The organism is Rhodoblastus sp., from assembly GCF_019449565.1.
GTDB lineage: Bacteria > Pseudomonadota > Alphaproteobacteria > Rhizobiales > Beijerinckiaceae > Rhodoblastus.
In genome coordinates, this window is sequence record NZ_JAGRPM010000088.1 from 152,962 (window position 1) to 171,114 (window position 18,153).

The following is an 18,153-nucleotide window of genomic DNA, read 5'->3' on the forward strand; positions in this document are numbered from 1 at the left end:
GCGGCCGTCTCATGCGCTAATCAGCCGGGACCTGTTTTCCCGCCCCGGCTTGTCATGAAAAATATAGATCCCGTCGCGCGTCGGCGCACCTTCGCCATTATTTCGCATCCCGACGCCGGCAAGACCACGCTCACCGAAAAGCTGCTGCTGTTCGGCGGCGCGATCCAGCTCGCGGGCGAGGTGCGCGCCAAGGCCAACCGCCGTCAGACCCGCTCGGACTGGATGGGCATCGAGCGGGAGCGCGGCATTTCGGTGGTCACCTCCGTGATGACCTTCGAATATGGCGACTGCGTCTATAACCTGCTCGACACGCCCGGCCACGAGGACTTCTCCGAAGACACCTATCGCACGCTGACGGCGGTCGACAGCGCGATCATGGTGATCGACGCCGCCAAGGGCATCGAGGCGCGCACGCGAAAACTGTTCGAAGTCTGCCGGCTGCGCGACATTCCGATCATCACTTTCGTCAACAAGATGGACCGCGAGTCGCGCGACGTTTTCGACCTGCTTGACGAAATCGAGAAAACGCTGGCGCTCGACACCGTGGCGCTGACCTGGCCGATCGGGCGCGGCCGAAGCTTCGCCGGAACCTATGATCTGCGCGCCAATATCGTGCGCCGACTGGAAGAGGACGCGGAGCCGATCAAGGTCTCCGGCCCGGACGATCCGAAAATCGAGGAAATCTCATCGACGGCGGACGCGCTGCTGGCGGCCGAGGAAATCGAGCTGGCGCGCGAGGCGCAAAAGCCTTTCGACGTCGCGGCCTTTCTCGAAGGCCATCTCACGCCAGTCTTCTTCGGCTCGGCGCTGAAGAAATTCGGCGTGCAGGACCTAATTGACGCGCTCGCCGAATTCGCCCCGCCGCCGCAGCCCGTCGCCGCATCGACCCGCACGGTCGATCCGCGCGAGAACAAGATGACCGGCTTCGTGTTCAAGATTCAGGCGAATATGGACCCCAACCACCGCGACCGCATCGCCTTTCTGCGCGTGACCTCGGGCAGGCTGCTGCGCGGCATGAAGGCGCGGCTGTCGCGCACCGGCAAGAATATCGCGCTCAACGCGCCGCAATTCTTCTTTGCGCAGGACCGCCAGCTGGCCGAAGAGGCTTTTGCGGGCGATGTGGTCGGTATTCCCAATCACGGCGCGCTGCGCATCGGCGACACCTTGACCGAGGGGGAGAATCTGGTCTTTCGCGGCGTGCCCAGCTTCGCGCCCGAAATTCTACACCGCGTAAAACTCGGCGACGCCATGAAGGCCAAGAAATTGCGCGAGGCCTTGCAGCAGATGGCGGAGGAGGGCGTGGTGCAGCTCTTTTTGCCGCATGACGGATCGCCCGCCATGGTCGGCGTCGTCGGCGCGCTGCAACTCGACGTGCTGAGCGAACGCCTGCAAGCGGAATATGGCCTGCCGGTCAGTTTCGAGACCAGTCGGTTCGAAATCTGCCGCTGGGTGAGCGCCGACGATACGGCCGAGCTGGAGAAATTCGTGCGCGCCTATCCCTCGTCCATGGCCAATGATCTCGACGGCGCGCCTGTCTTCCTCGCGCAATCGGCATTCAACCTGCGCTACGACCAGGAGCGCTGGCCGGCGATCAAGTTCGACGACATCAAGGATTACCAGGTCGGCAAGGCTTGAGGACATGCGCCGTCGCGCCACGCAAGCTTGGTCCGAAGCGGCGGGAATGCGCCCAAAAGCCGGCGCGCTCCTGCAGTGAAAAATTTACTATGCCGTTGATTTGAATAAAATTTTCTGCAGCATCAAAATGTGTCATTTTAAAACACGCGCCATTTCCGGCGTTTTCAATTGATCCAGACAAGTATTCATTTGAAACAGGTTTGCATTGGAAAGGCTTAAAAGACTTATTTCGAGCACGTTAAACGACAAAAGTGGTGTTTTTGCCCTGCATTGAAAATAGTTTTTGCATGGCTAGATTGCATTCCACAAGACAAAACCTTGCGGAGTGGTCTCAATGTATCGGGATGGCGCGCCACATGATGCCGTCGCTCACGTCGACGGGCATGCGATCAATATTTGCACGCTTGATGACGCCGTCGCCTGTGTGCGGGCGCGCCTGAGGGCTCGCAGAGGTTTCAATTTCGCCACGCTCAATCTCGATCATCTGGTCAAGCTGCGTTCGGATTCGGCTTTCGGCGCGGCTTATGAGCGGATGAATTTCGTATCGGCCGACGGGGCGCCCATCGCCGCCCTGGCGCGTCAGCAGACGGCGGCTGTCCGCCGCGCCACGGGCGCCGATCTTCTTGTTCCGCTCTGCCGCATGGCGGCGCGCGACAAAATCCCGGTCGCCTTGTTTGGCTCCACGCCCGAAAGCCTTGCGGCGGCGGCGGATCGGCTGCGGGCGCTGGCGCCCGGGCTCGATGTGGTTTACGTCGCCAGCCCCGCGTTCGGCTTCGATCCCTTCTCCAGCGCGGCGGACGCCGCCGGCGCGGCGATCGCCGCGAGCGGCGCGCGCCTCTGCTTCGTTTGCCTTGGCGCGCCCAAGCAGGAGCTTTTCGCCGACCGCGTGGCGCGGAGCCATCCCGAAATTGGATTCGTCTGCGTCGGCGCGGCGGCGGATTTCCAGTCGGGGGCCCAGGTCAGAGCGCCAGTCTTCGTCCAGTCCGTCGGCATGGAATGGGCGTGGCGCCTCGCGACCCAGCCGCGCCGCATGGCGGGACGCTATTTTCAATGCGCGGCGCTGCTGGCGGGATTGCGGATCGAGCAGAGCCTCGCCTCCCTTCGCGCGAAGGGCCAGCGGGCGCTCGAATCGGTGCGAAATGGCGTCATAATGTTGTTCCACGGCCACGCGCTCCAGCCGAATGGCGCCGGATGGCCGGTAGAAAGGCGTTTGGCGCGAAAAGCGCCTTGACGCGCCTGCGGTTCTTTGCGCATCGTCGACCGCGTTCGCAGCCGGGGGATTCCATGCAGCCTACGCGTCGCGCCATTGTGGCCGCCACCATCTTTTCGTTCTGCGCGAGCTTGGCTTTGTCGCTCTGCGCGGGCGCGGCCGTCGCCCGCCCGCTCCAGCCCGCGGAAGAATTCTTCACGCTTCCCTATGATGGCAGGATGCCGGCCTGCGACGACTGGATCACGTTGCAGGAGATCGCCGCGCGGCTGCATGACGCCGAAGCCTTCGGCTTCAATTCGCCATTGCAGATCACGGGTTTTACCGCCATTCGCGAGACCGGCTTCCGCAGCAATGGCCCCGATCTGGTTCCCCGCCGTTTCTGCGCGGCAAGGGCCATGTTCAACGACCAGCGCGAGCGGACGCTGAAATATAATCTCATCGAGCGCGGCGGTTTCGCAGGAATCGGCCGCGGCGTCGAATGGTGCGTCATCGGCCTCGACCGCTATCACGCCTATTCGCCGAATTGCGACGGGGTCGGCCCGTAAGGCCCCACCGGGCGGCGGGGTGAAGATGAAGCGCCTGCTTGTCGCTGCTTTGCTGGCCTTCGCTTCGACCCAGGCGCTGGCCGCCAGCGACTGCATTCTCGACAATTGCGCCGACCAAAGGCCCTCGCGGGACGCGCCTGACTCGGCGCGCGATTCGGCGCCCGCGCAGGACGCCCCGCCGTCGCGGCAATGGCCCGGTCCGCGCGGCGGCGGCGGCGCGCCCTCCGGCGATTTCGATTTCTACGTACTGGCTTTGTCCTGGTCCCCGGCTTTCTGCACCACGGGCGGGTCGCAGCGGTCACCAGCCCAATGCGCGCCGGGCGCCAATCCCGGCTTCGTCACGCATGGGCTGTGGCCGCAATATCAGAACGGCTATCCCAGCCGCTGCGGCGGCGATGGCTTCCTGCCTTTTTCGGTCCTGTCCGGACTGGGCGACCTCTATCCCGATCAGGGTCTCGCCCGTCATGAGTGGCGCCAGCACGGCCTGTGCTCCGGCAAAAGCCCCTCGGGCTACTTCGCCGACGTCCGCGCAGCGCGCGACGCCATCGCCATCCCCACGGCCTTCAAGGGGCCGCAAGAGGATCGGCAGGTCTCGCCGCTCGACATCCAGCGCGCCTTCATCGACGCCAATCCCCGGCTTCGTCCGGGCATGATGGCGGTGGTTTGCCGGCGCGGGACGTTTCAGGAGGCGCGATTCTGCCTGTCGCGGGATCTGCGGTCTTTCGTCGCTTGCCCGGAAGTCGTGCGTCAAGGCTGCCGCAGCCAGAGCATCGTGATGCCCACCGCGCAATGAACTATCGCCACGAGTTCCATGCGGGCAATTTCGCCGATGTCCTGAAACATGCGGCCTTGACGCGCGCTCTGCTTTACCTGCGCCGCAAGGACAAGCCGTTCCGCGTCATCGACACCCATGCCGGCGCGGGCCTTTACGATCTCGCGGGGCCGGAGGCGGCGCGCTCCAACGAGGCGAAGGACGGGATCCTGCGCCTGCTTGACGATCCCGTTCCCGGCGCTGCCGGGGACTTGCTGGCGCCTTATCTCGAAGCGGTCCGTGCGGCTGGCGCGCCGAAATTTTATCCCGGCTCGCCTTTGATCGCGCAGGCGCTGATGCGCCCGCAAGATCGCGCGGCCTTCTGCGAATTGCTGCCGCAAGCCGCGCAAGACTTGCGCCGGGCGCTGGGCCGCGACCCGCGCGTCAAGGCCATCGAGATCGACGGCTATACCGGGCTCAAGGCCTATGTCCCGCCGGTGGAACGGCGCGGTCTCGTGCTGATCGACCCGCCCTTCGAGCGGCGGGACGAATATGAGCGCGCTTTCGACTCGCTTCAGGCCGCGCTGCGCAAATGGCCGGGCGGGACCTATATGGTCTGGCAGCCGGTGAAGGAGCCGGAGGTGGCGGCGGCCTTCTGCCGCGCCATCGCGGCGGAGGCGCCCGATTGCCTGCGCGTCGATCTTCAGGTCGAGGCGCCGCAGCCGGGCCGGCCGTTGGCGCGCACCGGGCTGCTGATCGTCAATCCGCCCTATGTGCTTGAACAGGAATTACAAATACTTCTTCCCGCGCTGACGCTCGCGCTGGCGCGCGGGCCGGGCGCGGAATTTTTCATGGAGCGTTACGGCGCGGCTTGAGCGCGAGGTTTCGCCCGGCGCCTTGGTTGGAAGAGTCGAGACTTGCCAAGCGACGGATTCTGCCGCAACTTGATTGCAATTGGGGGAGGCTTCGCTTCGGCGAAGGGGCTGACGACAAAAAAATGCGCAGCCCGTCTTGCGATAAGAAGCATTTATAAAGCAAGGCGATCCGCCAATCGGCCGACTGTTTCGGACCGGGTGGACTGCATGTTGGAATTGCAATCCAGCGCCGCGCCGGCGCCCTGCCCGAACCATCGGCCACGACCGGAGGAAAAGCGTCATGGCGCAAACGGGCACAATCAAGTTTTTCAATGTCGACAAAGGCTATGGCTTCATCAAGCCCAACGACGGAGGGAGGGATATTTTTGTCCACATCACCGCTGTCGAACAGGCGGGTCTCGCCTCTCTGAACGAGGGCCAGACGATCACCTTCGAGATCGAGCCTGACAAGAAGGGGAAGGGGCCAAAGGCGGTCAATCTGCATCTGGAATGATCGCGCGCGGCGGCGCGCGTAAGACGCAAAGCGTGAAAGACTTGCAGCTTGCGCGAGAATTGGTATCGCCTTGGGCGTTCCGATTCTCGCGCAGATGTCACGCGCCGCCGGAGTTCGCGCCATGAAGCTGTATTATTCGCCGCCTTCGCCCTATTCGCGCAAAGTGCGCATCGTCGCGTCGCTGCTCGGTCTTGATAACAGGATCGAACTGGTCGTCACCGATACGGTCAATCCGCAGGACGCCATTCGCCAGAAAAATCCGCTCGGCAAGATCCCGACGCTGGAACGCGATGACGGAATTTGCGTCTATGACAGCGCGGTCATCGTCGCTTTCCTGGACGATCTCGCGGGCGGCGGCCTCATCCCCCGCGAAAGCGAAGCGCGTTTCGCCGCGCTGACGCTTGAAGCCCTGGCCGACGGCCTGGCCGACGCCAGCCTCCTGCAAGTCTATGAAAACCGGATGCGCGAGGCGAACGAGCGCAGCGCCAGCTGGGTCGCGCTTCAGCGCGGCAAGGTCGAGCGCGCCCTCGCCACGCTCGAGGCCGCGCCGCCGGCGACTGTAGCTGCGCCCGCGCAGGCGAATATTGGCGCGGTCGCGCTGGCCAGCGCGCTGGGCTATCTCGACCTGCGTTTCGAAGGCGCCTGGCGCGCCGGCCATCCCCGTCTCGCGGCCTGGCTCGACGCCTTCGCCGCCGCCGTCCCGGCCTATGCCGCGACGGGGGCGTGACGAGCTGGGCCTGAAAACATGCGCCTGAACGGAAAAGCCCGGCGCGAGGCCGGGGTCTAAGTCGTCGGGAGGTCTTTTCTTGGGGCAAATCCTGCCCGCGGCCGGCCGCTCGGATCGGCGGCCGCGGGAGGTTAACGCGATTGCGCGCGTCAGAACTTGTAGTTTACGCCGGCGCGCAACAGATTGATGTTGGCGCCCACCGACGACACGTTCGGCGTGCCGGTGAAATAGGTATTGGAGCCGAAGGACGTGTAAATATATTCCGCCTTGGCGGTGATGTGGGGCGTGATCGCATATTCGGCGCCGAAGCCCAGGGCAAAGCCATTGGCCCAATAGGATTGGTCGGCGACGGAGCCGCGCGGGACATTGTTGAGAACGCCGCGAATGCTGGCGCCAGCGTAGCCGCCCGTCCCAAAGATCAGGATCCGGTCCATCGTATAGCCGAAACGCGCGCGAATCGTGCTCATGTTCTGGACGATGCCGGTCGAGGTCACGCCAGGGTAGACCGTGGCGTCGGACGCGATGCGGGACCAGTCGAAATCGGCTTCGCCGCCCATCAGCAGATTGCCGGACTGATAATTATAGCCGGCGGTGACGCCGAGCAGCCAGCCCTTGGGATCGCTGCCGAAATAGGGCGCGCCCGTGCCGTTGTACGTGCCGATGCCGACGCCCGTGTTCAGGCCGGCGTAAAGGCCGGTCCAGGTGAAAGAGGGCGGATAGTCGTAATTGCCAGGCGCGGCGCTGCGATAGGGCAGATCGGCGGCCTGCGCCAGCGAGGCGATGCACATCGCCGCTCCGCCGATCACGGCGATCGAAACCTTTTTCATCACACAAACTCCAGATCGAGCCTCGGTAAGGGGCCGTCTGGAGTGATTTAGAATTGCAATGGTAATTGGAGTGTAAAAATAAATGGTTTACCGATGTTAGTGAATTTGTTGTCCGCATGGCGAAGATTGCATTAAAGGGCGCCGGGCCAATTTAACCAAATTTTTTCAAGCTTATTTAGTTAAATATATTTCTATTTCAATCACTGACCTTTTCATGGCAAGTCGAGTGACAAAATATGTTGGTTAATAAAGATATTATGTTTGAACTTGCCGAATAGAATTGCGCTTTGCGCGTCAATCGGCGCTGGGCAGGCGGCGCATGGTGAATTCGATGCGCCCGTCGGCAAGCTCCCGCCAGGACTCGATTTCCGTCATATAGGCGGCCTTGGGAAAGGAGGCGAAGATTTCGCGCGCTTTTTCGCGCGCCTTCTCCCGAGGCAATGTGTAGGACTCGCGCCTGAATCCGTCCTCGCGCCGGCCGCGCGGGACCCGCTGGAGATTGGCGGCCATGCGCGCGGCGATGTCGCCTGGCTCTTTGCGTTCGATGGCCATTCGCGTCCTGTAAGGGCGTTAACTCAATTCTCTTTGACCGCGACTCATCGCGGTCAAAGATTCCCTCGCATAAGCTCGGCGGCGCAGTCGCGCCTAACCTCGACACAGAGGCAAGCCTCTGTGTCGAGGTATGATCCGCATGAAATTAAACCATTAATGGCGTGGCCGCGTCCAGCTGGATTCTTGCAGCTCAGGGCCGCTACCTCCCGCGCCGCAGGATTCGTCGATCAGGGCGGCGATGCTTTTGGGATCCTGCGGGAAGCCGGCTCGAATCCATGCCGCCTGCAGGCGCTTCAGACTCGCGCCGAGTCCTGCGCCCTGCTTGACGCCGCGCGCGATCAGATCCGTGGCGGCGAAGGGGACTTTCGGCGCCGGCGTATCGCGCAGAAAGGCGTCGGCGGCGAGAAATTCCTGGTCTTCCGGCGCGGCCGGGCCTTCGGCCTGGACCAGCATGAGGCCGTCGCGCGCCGCCTGCGCTCCATGCAGGAATAATTGTTCGCGCAACTGCGCCGCCGCCGGCGCCTCGCTGACGCCGTGCCAGGCGGCCGCCACGTTGGCCATGCCTGCGAGGCGGCGTCTTTGGGCGCGCGACAAGCGCAGAGATTCCGTCAGGCGTTCGGAATCGGCTTCGCTGTGCAGGGCGAGGGCGGCCAGCGACAGCAGCGCGTCGGTGGCGCGGCGCGTTTCGAGCAGCGCGGTGAGGCGGCGATAGCGCGCGGGCCAGGGCGCGACGCCCAGAAAACTGAGAAGGCCGGCCTTGCTCATGGCCTCGACGACGGCGCGGGACCGGGGCGAGGCCAGGATTTTCAGCATCTCGCCGCCCAGCCGCTCGCGCGATAGATTTGCGATCCCGGCTCGTTGGGCGATGCAGGCGGCGAAACCTTCCGCGTCGAGCGGGCCTTCGCCGTAAATGCCCGAGAAGCGGAAAAAGCGCAGGATGCGCAGATAATCTTCCGCGATGCGCTGTTGTGGATCGCCGATAAAGCGCACCCGCCGCGCGGCGAGATCGTCCAGGCCGCCGACATAATCGTAAAGCCGGCCCTTGGCGTCCACCGAGAGGGCATTGATCGTGAAGTCGCGGCGCCGGGCGTCGGCGGCGAAGTCGCCGCCAAAACGCACGATGGCGCGGCGCCCGTCGGTCTCGATGTCCTCGCGCAGTGACGTGACTTCGAAATGGGCGCCCTCGAGGATAAGCGTCACGGTGCCGTGGTCGATGCCGGTCGGCACGACGCGGACGCCCGCGCGCTCGGCTTTTTCGACGATGGTTTGCGGCTCGGCCGCGACCGCGAGGTCGATGTCGGCGATGGGCTGGCCGAGCAGGGCGTTGCGCACGGCGCCGCCGACGATGCGCACTTCGTCGCCCTCCAGCGCGGCGAAGACCTTGTGCAGTCCTCGGCGGCCGAGCAGGGCCTTGAGGGCCTCTTCGTGATCCGCCGTCACTGGAAGCGTCCCGGCGTCAGGCGGCCGTTTTCAATATGGGCCGGAACATAGACGCCCGTGCTGCTCGCGCCGAAAAAGCCCGCATAAAGAAAGCCCGCGATCGCCAGGCAGAGGCCGGCAAAAGTCAGCCAGAACAAGGCGCCGCGAGACCAATGGGCGACGACCAGCGGATGACGGGAGCGGTAAATGAGGAACAGGGCATAGAGGAGGAAAGGCGCGGCGAACAGGCCGAGCGATTCGAGCAGCGAACGCGCCATTTAGGGATAAAGCCTCTCATAAAGATTGCGGATCATGCCCGCCGTCGCGCCCCAGATATAGCGGTTTTCATAGGGCATGGCGTAAAATTGGCGGCGTTTCCCCTGCCATTCCCTGAAATGGCGCTGGTGGTTGGCGCCGTTCATCAGGAAGGACAGCGGCGTTTCGAAAACTTCGTCCACCTCTTGCGCGTTCACCGAGAGGTCGAAAGGCGGATGCGCGATTCCGACCAGCGGAAAGACGCGGAAGCCCGTGCTGGTCTGATAGGGATCGAGGCAGCCGAGAATTTCGACCTTGTCGCGCCCGAGGCCGATTTCCTCGTCCGCCTCGCGCAGCGCGGCATCGAGCGGGGATTCGCCCGGCTCGATCTTGCCGCCGGGAAAGGCGATCTGGCCGGAATGGTCGCGCAGCGACCCGGCGCGCCGGGTCAGCAAGAGGCTCGCCTCGCTCTCGCGAAAAACCACCGCCGCGAGCACGGCGGCGGGACGCGCCGGCGCGGGCAGCAGAGCGGCTTCGCCGGGCAGGGGCTCGTTCAGCTTATGGTCGCCATGATGCGGCCGCATCATGGGGTCGAAAGCCTCCTCCGGCCAGCCTTGGCGCAAATGCGCGCGGGCGCGCGCCAGGAAATCCGCCGCGTCGAAAGACCCGCTCATGTGAAATCCGCGATGTCGCGCATGGGCGCCATCGTGAAAAAGGCGCCGCCGGAAAACACGCCGAACATTTCCTCGCCCGCTATGTCCCGGGCTTCGCCCCAGGCGACGAGATCATAGAACAGCGCGCGCTTCACCAAAGCCCATAACTCGCCGCGCACCAGCACATAGGGCTTCAGCCCGCCGCTTTCGCCCGGCAGGAATTTCAGCGGGTTCTTCGCGGAAATCTCGACCCATTCCTCGACATTGGTGCGCAGCCGCAGGATTTGGCCAGCGCCCTCGCCCTCGCGCAGAAGTTCGACGCCAAGGAAGGGCGCATCCTCCACCACGATTCCGACGCGCTCCACCGGCGTCACCAGCACGAAGCGCTCGGGGTCCTTGCGCAGCACGCTGGCGAATAATTGCACCAGAGCCGGGCGGCCGATTGGCGTGCCGTTATAGAACCAGGTCCCGTCGCGGGCGATGCGCATGTCGATCTCGCCGCAATAAGGCGGGTTCCACAAATGGACCGGCGCCGGCCCCCGGATTTTTTGCGCCGCGGCGAGACCCTGCAGCGGATCGGAAAGGACGCCGGGCGCGGACTTGGGGTTATCGTTCATCATCGGCCTTCAAAGGCGGGCGCGCCGCCTTGATTTGGGCGGCATTTTACGCCGTGAATGGAGAAGCGGCGCCTATTATCTGGTTCTCCGGCGGCGGGAGCCAGCCTATATTGGCGCCGCAGGCCCGACAATGCAGCCGCCGAATCGCGGACGGCGCCGCAACAGGAGATTTCTGGCATGAACGCCGAACCCGCCCACCGGGCCGAGACCATCCCTCTGACGGAAAGCCAGATCGAGGCCCGGGCGCAGCAGGCGCTCGACTCCCTGGCCGTTGCGCGCAAGGCCATCGGCGCAGCGATCTTCGGCCAGGAGCTGGTGGTGGAGGAGGCGCTGGTCACCTTGCTTTCGGGCGGCCACGCGCTTTTCGTCGGCGCGCCGGGGCTCGCCAAAACGCTGCTGGTCGATACGCTCGGGCGCGTGCTCGGCCTCCACGCCAATCGCGTGCAGTTCACGCCGGACCTGATGCCCACCGACATTCTCGGCTCGGAAGTGCTGGAGGAGGGCGCCGACCATCGCCGCGCCTTCCGCTTCATCAAGGGGCCGATCTTCGCGCAATTGCTGATGGCCGACGAGATCAACCGCGCCAGCCCGCGCACGCAATCGGCGCTGCTGCAGGCCATGCAGGAATATCACGTCACCATCGCGGGCGAGCGTTATGACCTGCCCAGGCCGTTCCATGTGCTGGCGACGCAGAACCCCTTGGAGCAGGAGGGCACTTATCCGCTGCCGGAGGCGCAGCTCGACCGTTTCCTGTTGCAGATCGACGTGCCCTATCCGCAACGTGACGCCGAGCGGCGCATCCTTATCGAGACGACCGGACAGGAGCGTCCGGCCCCGCAACAGGTGATCGATGCCGCCGGGCTGATGGAAATTCAGGCTCTGGTGCGGCTGATGCCGGTCGGCGCCGCCATTGTGGACTGCATTCTCGATCTCGTGCGCGCGGTGCGCCCGGGCGACGGCGATCCCGAACTGACCAGGCATGTCGCCTGGGGGCCGGGACCGCGCGCCGCGCAATCCTTGATGCTGGCCTGCCGCGCCCGGGCCCTGACGCAGGGGCGGCTCGCGCCGAGCAAGGCCGACGTGCTGGCTCTGGCCGGGCCCGCGCTCAAGCATCGCATGGCTTTGACCTATAGCGCCCGCGCCGATGGCGAGACCATCGACGCCGTCATCGAGCGGCTGAAGCAAAGATTCGGCTGATGGCCTACAACGCCCGGAACGCCTTCGACTTCCTGCCGCCCGAAGCGGCGCTGCCCGATCACGAGAAGCGGCGCCAGGCGCTCGATCTCGCGCGACGGCTGCCGGCTCTGGCTCTGTCCGCGCGGCAGGCGGCGGCCTCGGCGCAGGCCGGCCTGCATGGGCGCCGGCGCGCGGGCATGGGCGAGAATTTCTGGCAGTTCCGGCCCTTCATTCCCGGCGAGGCGGCGCAGAACGTCGATTGGCGCCGCTCGGCCCGCGACGACCGGCTCTATGTGCGCGAGCGCGAATGGGAGGCGGCGCAGGTGCTGTGGGTCTGGTCCGATCTCTCCGGCTCGATGAATTACCGCTCAGCCCTGGCCTCGCAGTCCAAGCTGGAGCGCGCGCTTGTTCTGGCTCTGGCTCTGGCGGATTCTTGCGTGCGCGCGGGCGAGCGCGCCGGATGGCTCGGCCTGACCCGGCTGACGGCGGCGCGCGATATTGTCGACAGCCTCGCCGTCGCGCTGATCGCCGAAGGCCGTCTCAACGGCGAGAGCTTCGACGACCTGCCTCGCGCCGCGCCGCTGCGTCCGCGCGAAAAGGCGGCGCTGATCGGCGATTTTCTGGTCGAGCCGGCAGCCTTCGCCGCCTGCCTGCAAAGGCTCAGCGTCCAGGGCGCGCGCGGCCACGCCCTGATGATCTTCGATCCCGCCGAAGAGGCCTTTCCCTTCTCCGGCCAGACCGAATTCTACGACGAGGCGGGCGACCTGCTTCGCGCTGGCCGCGCCGAGGATTATGCCACCGTCTATCGGTCGCGGCTCGCTGCCCACCGCGACGCCCTGGCCGGGTCCGCGCGGGCGCTGGGCTGGACCTTTTCGCTCCATTCGACCGAGCGGCCAGCCTCCGAGGCCTTGCTTAACCTGCGACTGGCGCTCACTGCGGATGGCGCACGATGAGCTTGTTTTCACTCGCCTTTTCCGCGCCTTGGGCGTTGCTGGCCCTCGCCGGGGCGCCGCTGCTCTACCTGCTGTTGCGGGTGACGCCGCCGCCGCCGCAACGCGTCGCCTTTCCGCCGCTCAAGCTCATTCTCGATCTGAAAAAGCCCGACGCCACGCCCGCGCGCACGCCGCTCTGGCTGTTGCTGCTGCGCATGGCGCTGGCCGCTCTGGTCGTGCTCGCCATGGCCGGGCCGGTGTTGACGCCGAAGGGCGCGCCCGTCCTGAAGAGCGGCCCGCTTCTTCTGCTGGTCGACGATGGCTGGACGGCGGCGAGTGACTGGACCCTGCGTCTTCAGGCGGCGGAAGCGCGGCTTGAGGCAGCGGCGCGCGACGGCCTGCCCGCAGCGGTGATGAGCTTTTCCGAACCGCCCGCCGAGGCGCTGAACGCGCAGGACGCTTCGGCGGCGCTCGCCCGGCTGCGGGCGCTGAAACCCAAGGCTTTCCTGCCGTCCCGCGCGCCGTCCTTGGTCGCCATCGGCGCCTTCCTGACAGCCAATCCGACGGCGCAGCTTGTCTGGCTGACCGATGGACTGGAGGATTCCGACGGCGCGTCTTTCGCCGCGCAGCTCGCCGCTCTCGCGCCGGATACGGAAATCCTGCGCAATCCGCGCCCTGTTCAGGTCATCGCCGGCGCGGATAATGGCGCGACGGCGCTGGAGGCGCGTCTTGTGCGCTCGGCGCCGGGCGGCGCGGCTGCGGGACGCATGCGCGCGACGGACGCCAAGGGCGCTTCGATTGGCGAAGCGGAATTCGATTTCGCCAACACATTGGCCGCCAAGGCGTCATTCGCTCTGCCTGCGGCCTTGCGCAACGAGATCGCGCGGCTGGAAATTCTTGGCGAAAACTCCGCCGGCGCCGTGCTGCTGTTGGACGCGGGATCGCGCCGCCGCCGGGTCGGGCTGGTCGCGGGCGCCACGGGCGAGCAGCCGCTACTATCCGCGCTGCACTATTTACGCGACGCGCTCTCGCCTTTTGCCGATCTGCGCGAGGCCAAGCCTGGCTCCAGCGATCCGGTCGGCCAATTGCTCGACGAGGGCGTGGACGTGTTGATCCTGGCCGATGTCAATGTCGCCGCGCCGGCCTTGCGCGCGCGGCTCGACGCATTTCTTGCCGCGGGCGGAACGCTGGTTCGTTTCGCGGGGCCGCGCCTCGCCTCCGGCGGCGACGATCTCTTCCCCACGCGGTTGCGGCGCGGCGGGCGTACGCTCGGCGGCGCGCTGTCCTGGGACAAGCCCAAGCCGCTGGCGCCTTTCGAGGAGGCGAGCCCCTTTTTCGGCTTGACGCCGCCCGCCGAGGCGACGGTGTCGCGTCAGGTTCTGGCCGAGCCCGACGAAGGCCTGCCTGCCCGGACCTGGGCGCGGCTTGCTGACGGCACGCCTCTGGTCACGGCCGACAAGCGCGGTCCCGGCACGCTGGTCCTGTTCCATGTTTCGGCGGACGCCGGCTGGTCGAACGTGCCGCTGTCGGGCCTATTCGTCGACATGTTGAAGCGAATCGTCGATCGCGCCGGGCTGGTCGGCAAGGCGGGCGAAGCGGGGGCCTTCCTGCCGCCCTGGCGTCTGCTCGACGGCTTCGGCGCGCTCGGAACGCCGCCCGCCAGCGCCAAGCCGCTGCCGGCTGCGGGATTGGCGGCGCCGGACGCCGACCATCCCGCCGGGCTCTATGGTTCGGCCGCGGCGCCGCGCGCGCTGAACGCCTTCAATCGCGGCATGAGTCTCGCTCCGCTCGACCTCGCGGGGCTGAAATTGCGTCAGACCGAACTGGTGGCGCCGCGCGCCGTCGATTTGCGGGCGCCGCTGCTGATCGGCGCCTTCATTCTGGCGCTGGCGGACGCGCTGGCCATGCTCTGGCTCGGCGGGCGCTGGCGGCGTCAAGTCGCGCCGGCCATCACCGCGCTCGCCCTGCTGCTCGCCTTCGCGCCGCCGCCACCCGCAGACGCCGCCTCGCCGCCTGCGAAACAAGAGGCGCATAATCCGCGCGACATTCAGGCCGCGTTGGGGACCAAGCTCGCCTATGTCGTCACCGGCGACGCGCGCGTAGACCGCATCAGTCGGGAAGGGCTCTCTTCATTGTCGGAAACGCTGGCGCGGCGCACTTCCTTCGTGCCGAGCGATCCGCAGGGCGTCGATCCCGCGCGCGACGAATTGTCCTTCTATCCTCTGCTCTATTGGCCCATTGCGCCGGATCGCCCGCAGCCCGGCCCTGAGGCGGCGCGGCGCATCGAGGCCTATATGAAGCAAGGCGGGCTGGTGCTGTTCGACACCCGCGACGGCGGCATGCAATTCGACAACGGCCCGGCGACCCCGGCGCAGGCGTGGCTCAAGACCTTCCTCAAGGGCGTCGACCTGCCGCCGCTGGAGCCGATTCCCAAGGACCATGTCGTCACCCGGACCTTCTATCTGCTCGATGGATTCGTCGGCCGCACGGAAAACGGCCCGACCTATATCGAGGCCTTGCCGCCGGAAAGCGCCGCCGAGAGCCGGCCCGCGCGCGCGGGCGACGGCGTATCGCCGCTCGTCATCGCCTCCAATGACCTCGCGGCCGCCTGGGCCGGGGATCAGGGCGGCGACGCGCTCTATCCGCTGACGCCGGGGGGGCCGCGCCAGCGCGAAATGGCCCTGCGCGGCGGGGTCAATCTCGTGATGTACACGCTGACCGGCAATTACAAGGCGGATCAGGTCCATGTCCCCGAACTGCTGGAAAGGCTCGGACATTGACTGAATTCGGCCTCGCCTTCGCCCCGCTGGCGCCGCTCTGGCTCATCGGCCTGTTCGCCATCCTCGCCACGGTATTGGTGGTCGCCGCCCTGATCCTGCGGCGCAGGGGCGCGATTTTGCGCGCGCTCGTTTTCACGGTTCTGCTGGGCGCGCTGGCCAATCCGTCGCTGGTCGAGGAGCGCCGTGACAGTCTGCGCGATGTGGTCGCGGTCGTACTCGACCACAGCGCCTCGCAGAATTTCGGCGACCGCCGCGCCCAGACCGAGGCCGCGCGCGCCGCGCTCGGCGAGGCGCTCAAGGGGTTGGACAATGTCGAGGTTCGTTTCATCGATGCAGGAGCGGTTGGCGCATGCCAGAGCGACTGCCCAGGAACCACCGGCGAGTCCGAGGGCGGCGACGGCACGCGGCTGTTTTCGGCGCTGAACGCCGGTCTCGCCGACGTCGCCAGCGAGCGGCTCGGCGGAATCATCATGGTGACCGACGGCGTGGTCCACGACATCCCGCCCTCGCTCGCCGCCGCCGGCCTCAAGGCGCCGCTTCATGCGCTCATCACCGGCCATGCCGGCGAGCGCGACCGCCGCATGGTTCTGGTGGAGGCGCCACGTTTCGGCCTGATCGGCAAGGACATCATCTTCACGGTCAAGGTCGAGGAGGCTAATGGCCCGGGCGATCCGGTGACGGTCGTCGTGCGGCGCGACGGCGAGGTTGTGACGCGCGTGCTGGCGCGGCCGGGCGAGCCGGTGAAGATTCCGCTGCGTCTGAGCCATGGCGGGCGCAATGTGCTGGAATTCGACGCCGAGCCGATGCCGGGCGAACTTACCGAGATCAACAACAAGGCCGTGGCGATGGTCGAGGGAGTCCGCGATCATCTCAAGGTGCTGCTGGTTTCGGGCGAGCCCAATCCCGGCGAGCGCGCCTGGCGCAACCTGCTGAAATCCGACGCCAATGTGGAGTTGGTGCATTTCACCATCCTGCGTCCGCCGGAAAAGCAGGACGGCACGCCGATCCGCGAACTGGCGTTGATCGCCTTTCCCACCGCCGAACTATTCGGCAGGAAGATCGTCGATTTCGACCTGATCCTGTTCGACCGTTATTCCAATATGGGCCTGCTGCCGCCGGCCTATTTCGACAATATCGTCAAATATGTCCGCGACGGCGGGGCGATGGCCATTATCGCGGGGCCGAATTTCGCCGAGCCCGAGGGGCTTTATTATACGCCGATCGGCAAGATCATCCCGGCGCGGCCGACCGGCCAAGTGAGCGAGGGGCCGTTCCGCGCCGCACTGTCGCAGATTGGCGAGCGCCATCCGGTCACGCGCGACCTGCCGGGAAGCCAGAGCAAACCGCCCGCCTGGAGCGAATGGTTCCGGCAGGAGCAGGCCACATCCCTGCGCGGCGCCTCGGTGCTGACGGGCGCCAAAGACGCGCCGCTGCTGGTTTTGTCGCGCGAGGGCAAGGGCCGCGTCGGTCTGCTGCTGACCGATCAGAGCTGGCTCTGGGCGCGCGGCTACGAGGGCGGCGGGCCTTATGTCGATCTGATGCGCCGCGTCGCGCATTGGCTGATGAAGGAGCCGGAGCTTGAGGAGGAAGCCTTGCGCGCGACGGCGCGTGGGCGCGACCTGACCGTCGAGCGCCAGAGCCTGAGCGAGCAAAGCGGCAAGGCGCGCGTGACCGCGCCCTCGGGCAAGACGCAGGACGTCACATTGGCGGCGGCGGGGCCGGGCCTGTTCCGCGCCAATCTCAAGGCCGAGGAGTTCGGGCTCTATCGCGTGAGCCAGGGCGAGCTGACGGCTCTGGTCAATGTCGGGCCCGAAAATCCGCTGGAATATCGCGAGGTCGTCTCGACGCCCGAAAAACTGCGGCCGCTGGCCGAGGCGAGCGGCGGCTCCGTGCGCCGCATCGGCGCGCCGGGGACGGCCGCCATTTCCATGCCGCGCATCGTCGCCATGCGCGACAGCCCGGTCTATGCGGGGTCGGACTATATCGGCATCCGCCGCACCGAGGCGAGCGTGGCGCGCGGCGTGAAGCTGACGCCGCTCGCGGTCGGATTGTTCGGGCTGCTGGTTCTGCTCGGGGCGCTTGTCGCCGCCTGGGCCTGGGAAGGCCGGCGGACGAAGGCGTCGCCTTCGGGCGGCTAGACGCCCGAGGTCACCGCGCCTCTATGGCTTTGCAGCGCGCCCGGCTGTAATTCGCAATAAAGCAGGCGGCCGGGATCGACGGGACCGGGAAACTGGAAGCGGCCAAAAGGGGCGCGCGAAAAGCCCAGGCGTTCGTAAAGCGGCGGATCGCCCACCAGAATCACGAGGCCATGACCTGCGTCGCGCGCCGCCTGCAGTGATTTCTGGGCCAAAGCCTCGCCAAGCCCTCTCGCGCGAAAGGCCTCCTCGACCGTGAGGGGGCCAAGCAGCAGCGCCGGGGCGCCGCCAATGGCGATTGGCGTCATGGTGTTGGCGCCGACCAGCATCCGCCCGATCCGGGCGAGGTAAGACAGGCTCCAATCCGGCTCGACGCCCTCGCGCAGGCGATAGGCGGTCTTGGCGAATCGCCCCGGACCGAAGGCGCGCTCCTCGAGCTTGAGGATGGCCGGCTGGTCGGCGGGCGTGACGAGGGCGTAGTTGAGCGAGAGTTCGGACATGGCGGGGGTTTAGCGCCCCCGGCGCCGGGGGGAAAGCGCCAATTTGCTTTGGAGGCCGCGAAAAGGCCTCG

The 18,153-nt window shown here is 66.2% G+C and carries 18 protein-coding genes; 11 read left to right on the top strand and 7 right to left on the bottom strand.

Annotated features, from left to right (window positions below; genetic code table 11):
• The first annotated feature begins 54 nt into the window (after window positions 1-54).
• The 7 genes from QZ409_RS21140 to QZ409_RS21170 all read left to right on the top strand — a co-directional run bounded on the left by QZ409_RS21140 (window position 55) and on the right by QZ409_RS21170 (window position 6,236).
• Window positions 55-1,635, top strand: coding sequence for a peptide chain release factor 3 (locus QZ409_RS21140; protein WP_296715306.1), 1,581 nt, complete (start codon window positions 55-57; stop codon window positions 1,633-1,635).
• Window positions 1,636-1,969: 334 nt separating this feature from the next.
• The gene (locus tag QZ409_RS21145; RefSeq protein ID WP_296715308.1) at window positions 1,970-2,866 is read left to right on the top strand and encodes a WecB/TagA/CpsF family glycosyltransferase; all 897 of its coding nucleotides are present in this window, start codon (window positions 1,970-1,972) and stop codon (window positions 2,864-2,866) included.
• Window positions 2,867-2,919: 53 nt separating this feature from the next.
• A complete protein-coding gene (locus QZ409_RS21150; protein WP_296715310.1) occupies window positions 2,920-3,390 on the top strand; it encodes a hypothetical protein in 471 nt (156 codons plus the stop codon).
• Between the two features lie 25 nt (window positions 3,391-3,415).
• Entirely contained in the window at window positions 3,416-4,183 is a 768-nt protein-coding gene (locus QZ409_RS21155) for a ribonuclease T2 (RefSeq protein WP_296715313.1), read from the top strand.
• The gene (rlmJ, locus tag QZ409_RS21160; RefSeq protein ID WP_296715316.1) at window positions 4,180-5,016 is read left to right on the top strand and encodes a 23S rRNA (adenine(2030)-N(6))-methyltransferase RlmJ; all 837 of its coding nucleotides are present in this window, start codon (window positions 4,180-4,182) and stop codon (window positions 5,014-5,016) included. Before QZ409_RS21155 ends, rlmJ begins: the two co-directional genes overlap by 4 nt.
• A 280-nt stretch (window positions 5,017-5,296) precedes the next feature.
• The gene (locus QZ409_RS21165) at window positions 5,297-5,509 is read left to right on the top strand and encodes a cold shock domain-containing protein (protein ID WP_296715319.1); all 213 of its coding nucleotides are present in this window, start codon (window positions 5,297-5,299) and stop codon (window positions 5,507-5,509) included.
• A gap of 121 nt (window positions 5,510-5,630) precedes the next feature.
• On the top strand, window positions 5,631-6,236 hold the full coding sequence (locus QZ409_RS21170; protein ID WP_296715331.1) for a glutathione S-transferase N-terminal domain-containing protein: 606 nt from the start codon (window positions 5,631-5,633) through the stop codon (window positions 6,234-6,236).
• Between the two features lie 149 nt (window positions 6,237-6,385).
• On the opposite strand, the gene QZ409_RS21175 is transcribed toward QZ409_RS21170, so the two are convergent.
• From QZ409_RS21175 to QZ409_RS21200, 6 genes are all read right to left on the bottom strand, one after another.
• The gene (locus tag QZ409_RS21175) at window positions 6,386-7,063 is read right to left on the bottom strand and encodes an outer membrane protein (protein WP_296715333.1); all 678 of its coding nucleotides are present in this window, start codon (window positions 7,061-7,063) and stop codon (window positions 6,386-6,388) included.
• Between the two features lie 294 nt (window positions 7,064-7,357).
• Complete coding sequence (locus QZ409_RS21180) at window positions 7,358-7,615, bottom strand: hypothetical protein (protein ID WP_296715336.1); 258 nt, start codon at window positions 7,613-7,615, stop codon at window positions 7,358-7,360.
• Between the two features lie 153 nt (window positions 7,616-7,768).
• Complete coding sequence (locus tag QZ409_RS21185; protein WP_296715337.1) at window positions 7,769-9,055, bottom strand: CCA tRNA nucleotidyltransferase; 1,287 nt, start codon at window positions 9,053-9,055, stop codon at window positions 7,769-7,771.
• The gene (locus tag QZ409_RS21190; RefSeq protein WP_296715338.1) at window positions 9,052-9,312 is read right to left on the bottom strand and encodes a DUF6111 family protein; all 261 of its coding nucleotides are present in this window, start codon (window positions 9,310-9,312) and stop codon (window positions 9,052-9,054) included. Before QZ409_RS21190 ends, QZ409_RS21185 begins: the two co-directional genes overlap by 4 nt.
• Entirely contained in the window at window positions 9,313-9,963 is a 651-nt protein-coding gene (locus QZ409_RS21195; protein ID WP_296715340.1) for a CoA pyrophosphatase, read from the bottom strand.
• Window positions 9,960-10,559, bottom strand: a complete 600-nt coding sequence (locus QZ409_RS21200; RefSeq protein ID WP_296715342.1) for a DUF1285 domain-containing protein — start codon at window positions 10,557-10,559, stop codon at window positions 9,960-9,962. The genes QZ409_RS21195 and QZ409_RS21200 overlap by 4 nt, the downstream gene beginning before the upstream one ends.
• Window positions 10,560-10,736: 177 nt before the next feature.
• Here QZ409_RS21200 and QZ409_RS21205 point away from each other — a divergent pair, with 177 nt between their 5' ends.
• From QZ409_RS21205 to QZ409_RS21220, 4 genes are read left to right on the top strand one after another with little or no spacing between them, the layout of a single operon-like run.
• Window positions 10,737-11,756 (top strand): MoxR family ATPase, encoded by a 1,020-nt coding sequence (locus tag QZ409_RS21205; RefSeq protein ID WP_296715343.1) that lies wholly within the window; start codon window positions 10,737-10,739, stop codon window positions 11,754-11,756.
• Complete coding sequence (locus QZ409_RS21210; protein WP_296715344.1) at window positions 11,756-12,688, top strand: DUF58 domain-containing protein; 933 nt, start codon at window positions 11,756-11,758, stop codon at window positions 12,686-12,688. The genes QZ409_RS21205 and QZ409_RS21210 overlap by 1 nt, the downstream gene beginning before the upstream one ends.
• Window positions 12,685-15,447 carry a DUF4159 domain-containing protein gene (locus QZ409_RS21215; RefSeq protein ID WP_296715345.1) on the top strand — a complete coding sequence of 921 codons (2,763 nt, stop codon included), beginning with the start codon at window positions 12,685-12,687 and terminating at the stop codon, window positions 15,445-15,447. Before QZ409_RS21210 ends, QZ409_RS21215 begins: the two co-directional genes overlap by 4 nt.
• Window positions 15,444-17,585 (top strand): hypothetical protein, encoded by a 2,142-nt coding sequence (locus QZ409_RS21220; RefSeq protein ID WP_296715347.1) that lies wholly within the window; start codon window positions 15,444-15,446, stop codon window positions 17,583-17,585. The genes QZ409_RS21215 and QZ409_RS21220 overlap by 4 nt, the downstream gene beginning before the upstream one ends.
• On the opposite strand, the gene QZ409_RS21225 is transcribed toward QZ409_RS21220, so the two are convergent.
• Entirely contained in the window at window positions 17,582-18,082 is a 501-nt protein-coding gene (locus QZ409_RS21225; RefSeq protein ID WP_296715350.1) for an N-acetyltransferase, read from the bottom strand. The two genes, QZ409_RS21220 and QZ409_RS21225, sit on opposite strands and share 4 nt — an antisense overlap.
• Between the last annotated feature and the right edge of the window lie 71 nt (window positions 18,083-18,153).

Bases quoted from the DNA above. Each gene is read 5' to 3' on its own strand.
- QZ409_RS21180 (WP_296715336.1), bottom strand. From the start codon at position 7,615: ATGGCCATCGAACGCAAAGAGCCAGGCGACATCGCCGCGCGCATGGCC.
- QZ409_RS21175 (WP_296715333.1), bottom strand. From the start codon at position 7,063: ATGAAAAAGGTTTCGATCGCCGTGATCGGCGGAGCGGCGATGTGCATC.
- QZ409_RS21205 (WP_296715343.1), top strand. From the start codon at position 10,737: ATGAACGCCGAACCCGCCCACCGGGCCGAGACCATCCCTCTGACGGAA.
- QZ409_RS21155 (WP_296715313.1), top strand. From the start codon at position 3,416: ATGAAGCGCCTGCTTGTCGCTGCTTTGCTGGCCTTCGCTTCGACCCAG.
- QZ409_RS21225 (WP_296715350.1), bottom strand. From the start codon at position 18,082: ATGTCCGAACTCTCGCTCAACTACGCCCTCGTCACGCCCGCCGACCAG.
- QZ409_RS21200 (WP_296715342.1), bottom strand. From the start codon at position 10,559: ATGAACGATAACCCCAAGTCCGCGCCCGGCGTCCTTTCCGATCCGCTG.
- rlmJ (WP_296715316.1), top strand. From the start codon at position 4,180: ATGAACTATCGCCACGAGTTCCATGCGGGCAATTTCGCCGATGTCCTG.
- QZ409_RS21210 (WP_296715344.1), top strand. From the start codon at position 11,756: ATGGCCTACAACGCCCGGAACGCCTTCGACTTCCTGCCGCCCGAAGCG.
- QZ409_RS21170 (WP_296715331.1), top strand. From the start codon at position 5,631: ATGAAGCTGTATTATTCGCCGCCTTCGCCCTATTCGCGCAAAGTGCGC.
- QZ409_RS21190 (WP_296715338.1), bottom strand. From the start codon at position 9,312: ATGGCGCGTTCGCTGCTCGAATCGCTCGGCCTGTTCGCCGCGCCTTTC.
- QZ409_RS21215 (WP_296715345.1), top strand. From the start codon at position 12,685: ATGAGCTTGTTTTCACTCGCCTTTTCCGCGCCTTGGGCGTTGCTGGCC.
- QZ409_RS21195 (WP_296715340.1), bottom strand. From the start codon at position 9,963: ATGAGCGGGTCTTTCGACGCGGCGGATTTCCTGGCGCGCGCCCGCGCG.
- QZ409_RS21165 (WP_296715319.1), top strand. From the start codon at position 5,297: ATGGCGCAAACGGGCACAATCAAGTTTTTCAATGTCGACAAAGGCTAT.
- QZ409_RS21140 (WP_296715306.1), top strand. From the start codon at position 55: ATGAAAAATATAGATCCCGTCGCGCGTCGGCGCACCTTCGCCATTATT.
- QZ409_RS21145 (WP_296715308.1), top strand. From the start codon at position 1,970: ATGTATCGGGATGGCGCGCCACATGATGCCGTCGCTCACGTCGACGGG.
- QZ409_RS21150 (WP_296715310.1), top strand. From the start codon at position 2,920: ATGCAGCCTACGCGTCGCGCCATTGTGGCCGCCACCATCTTTTCGTTC.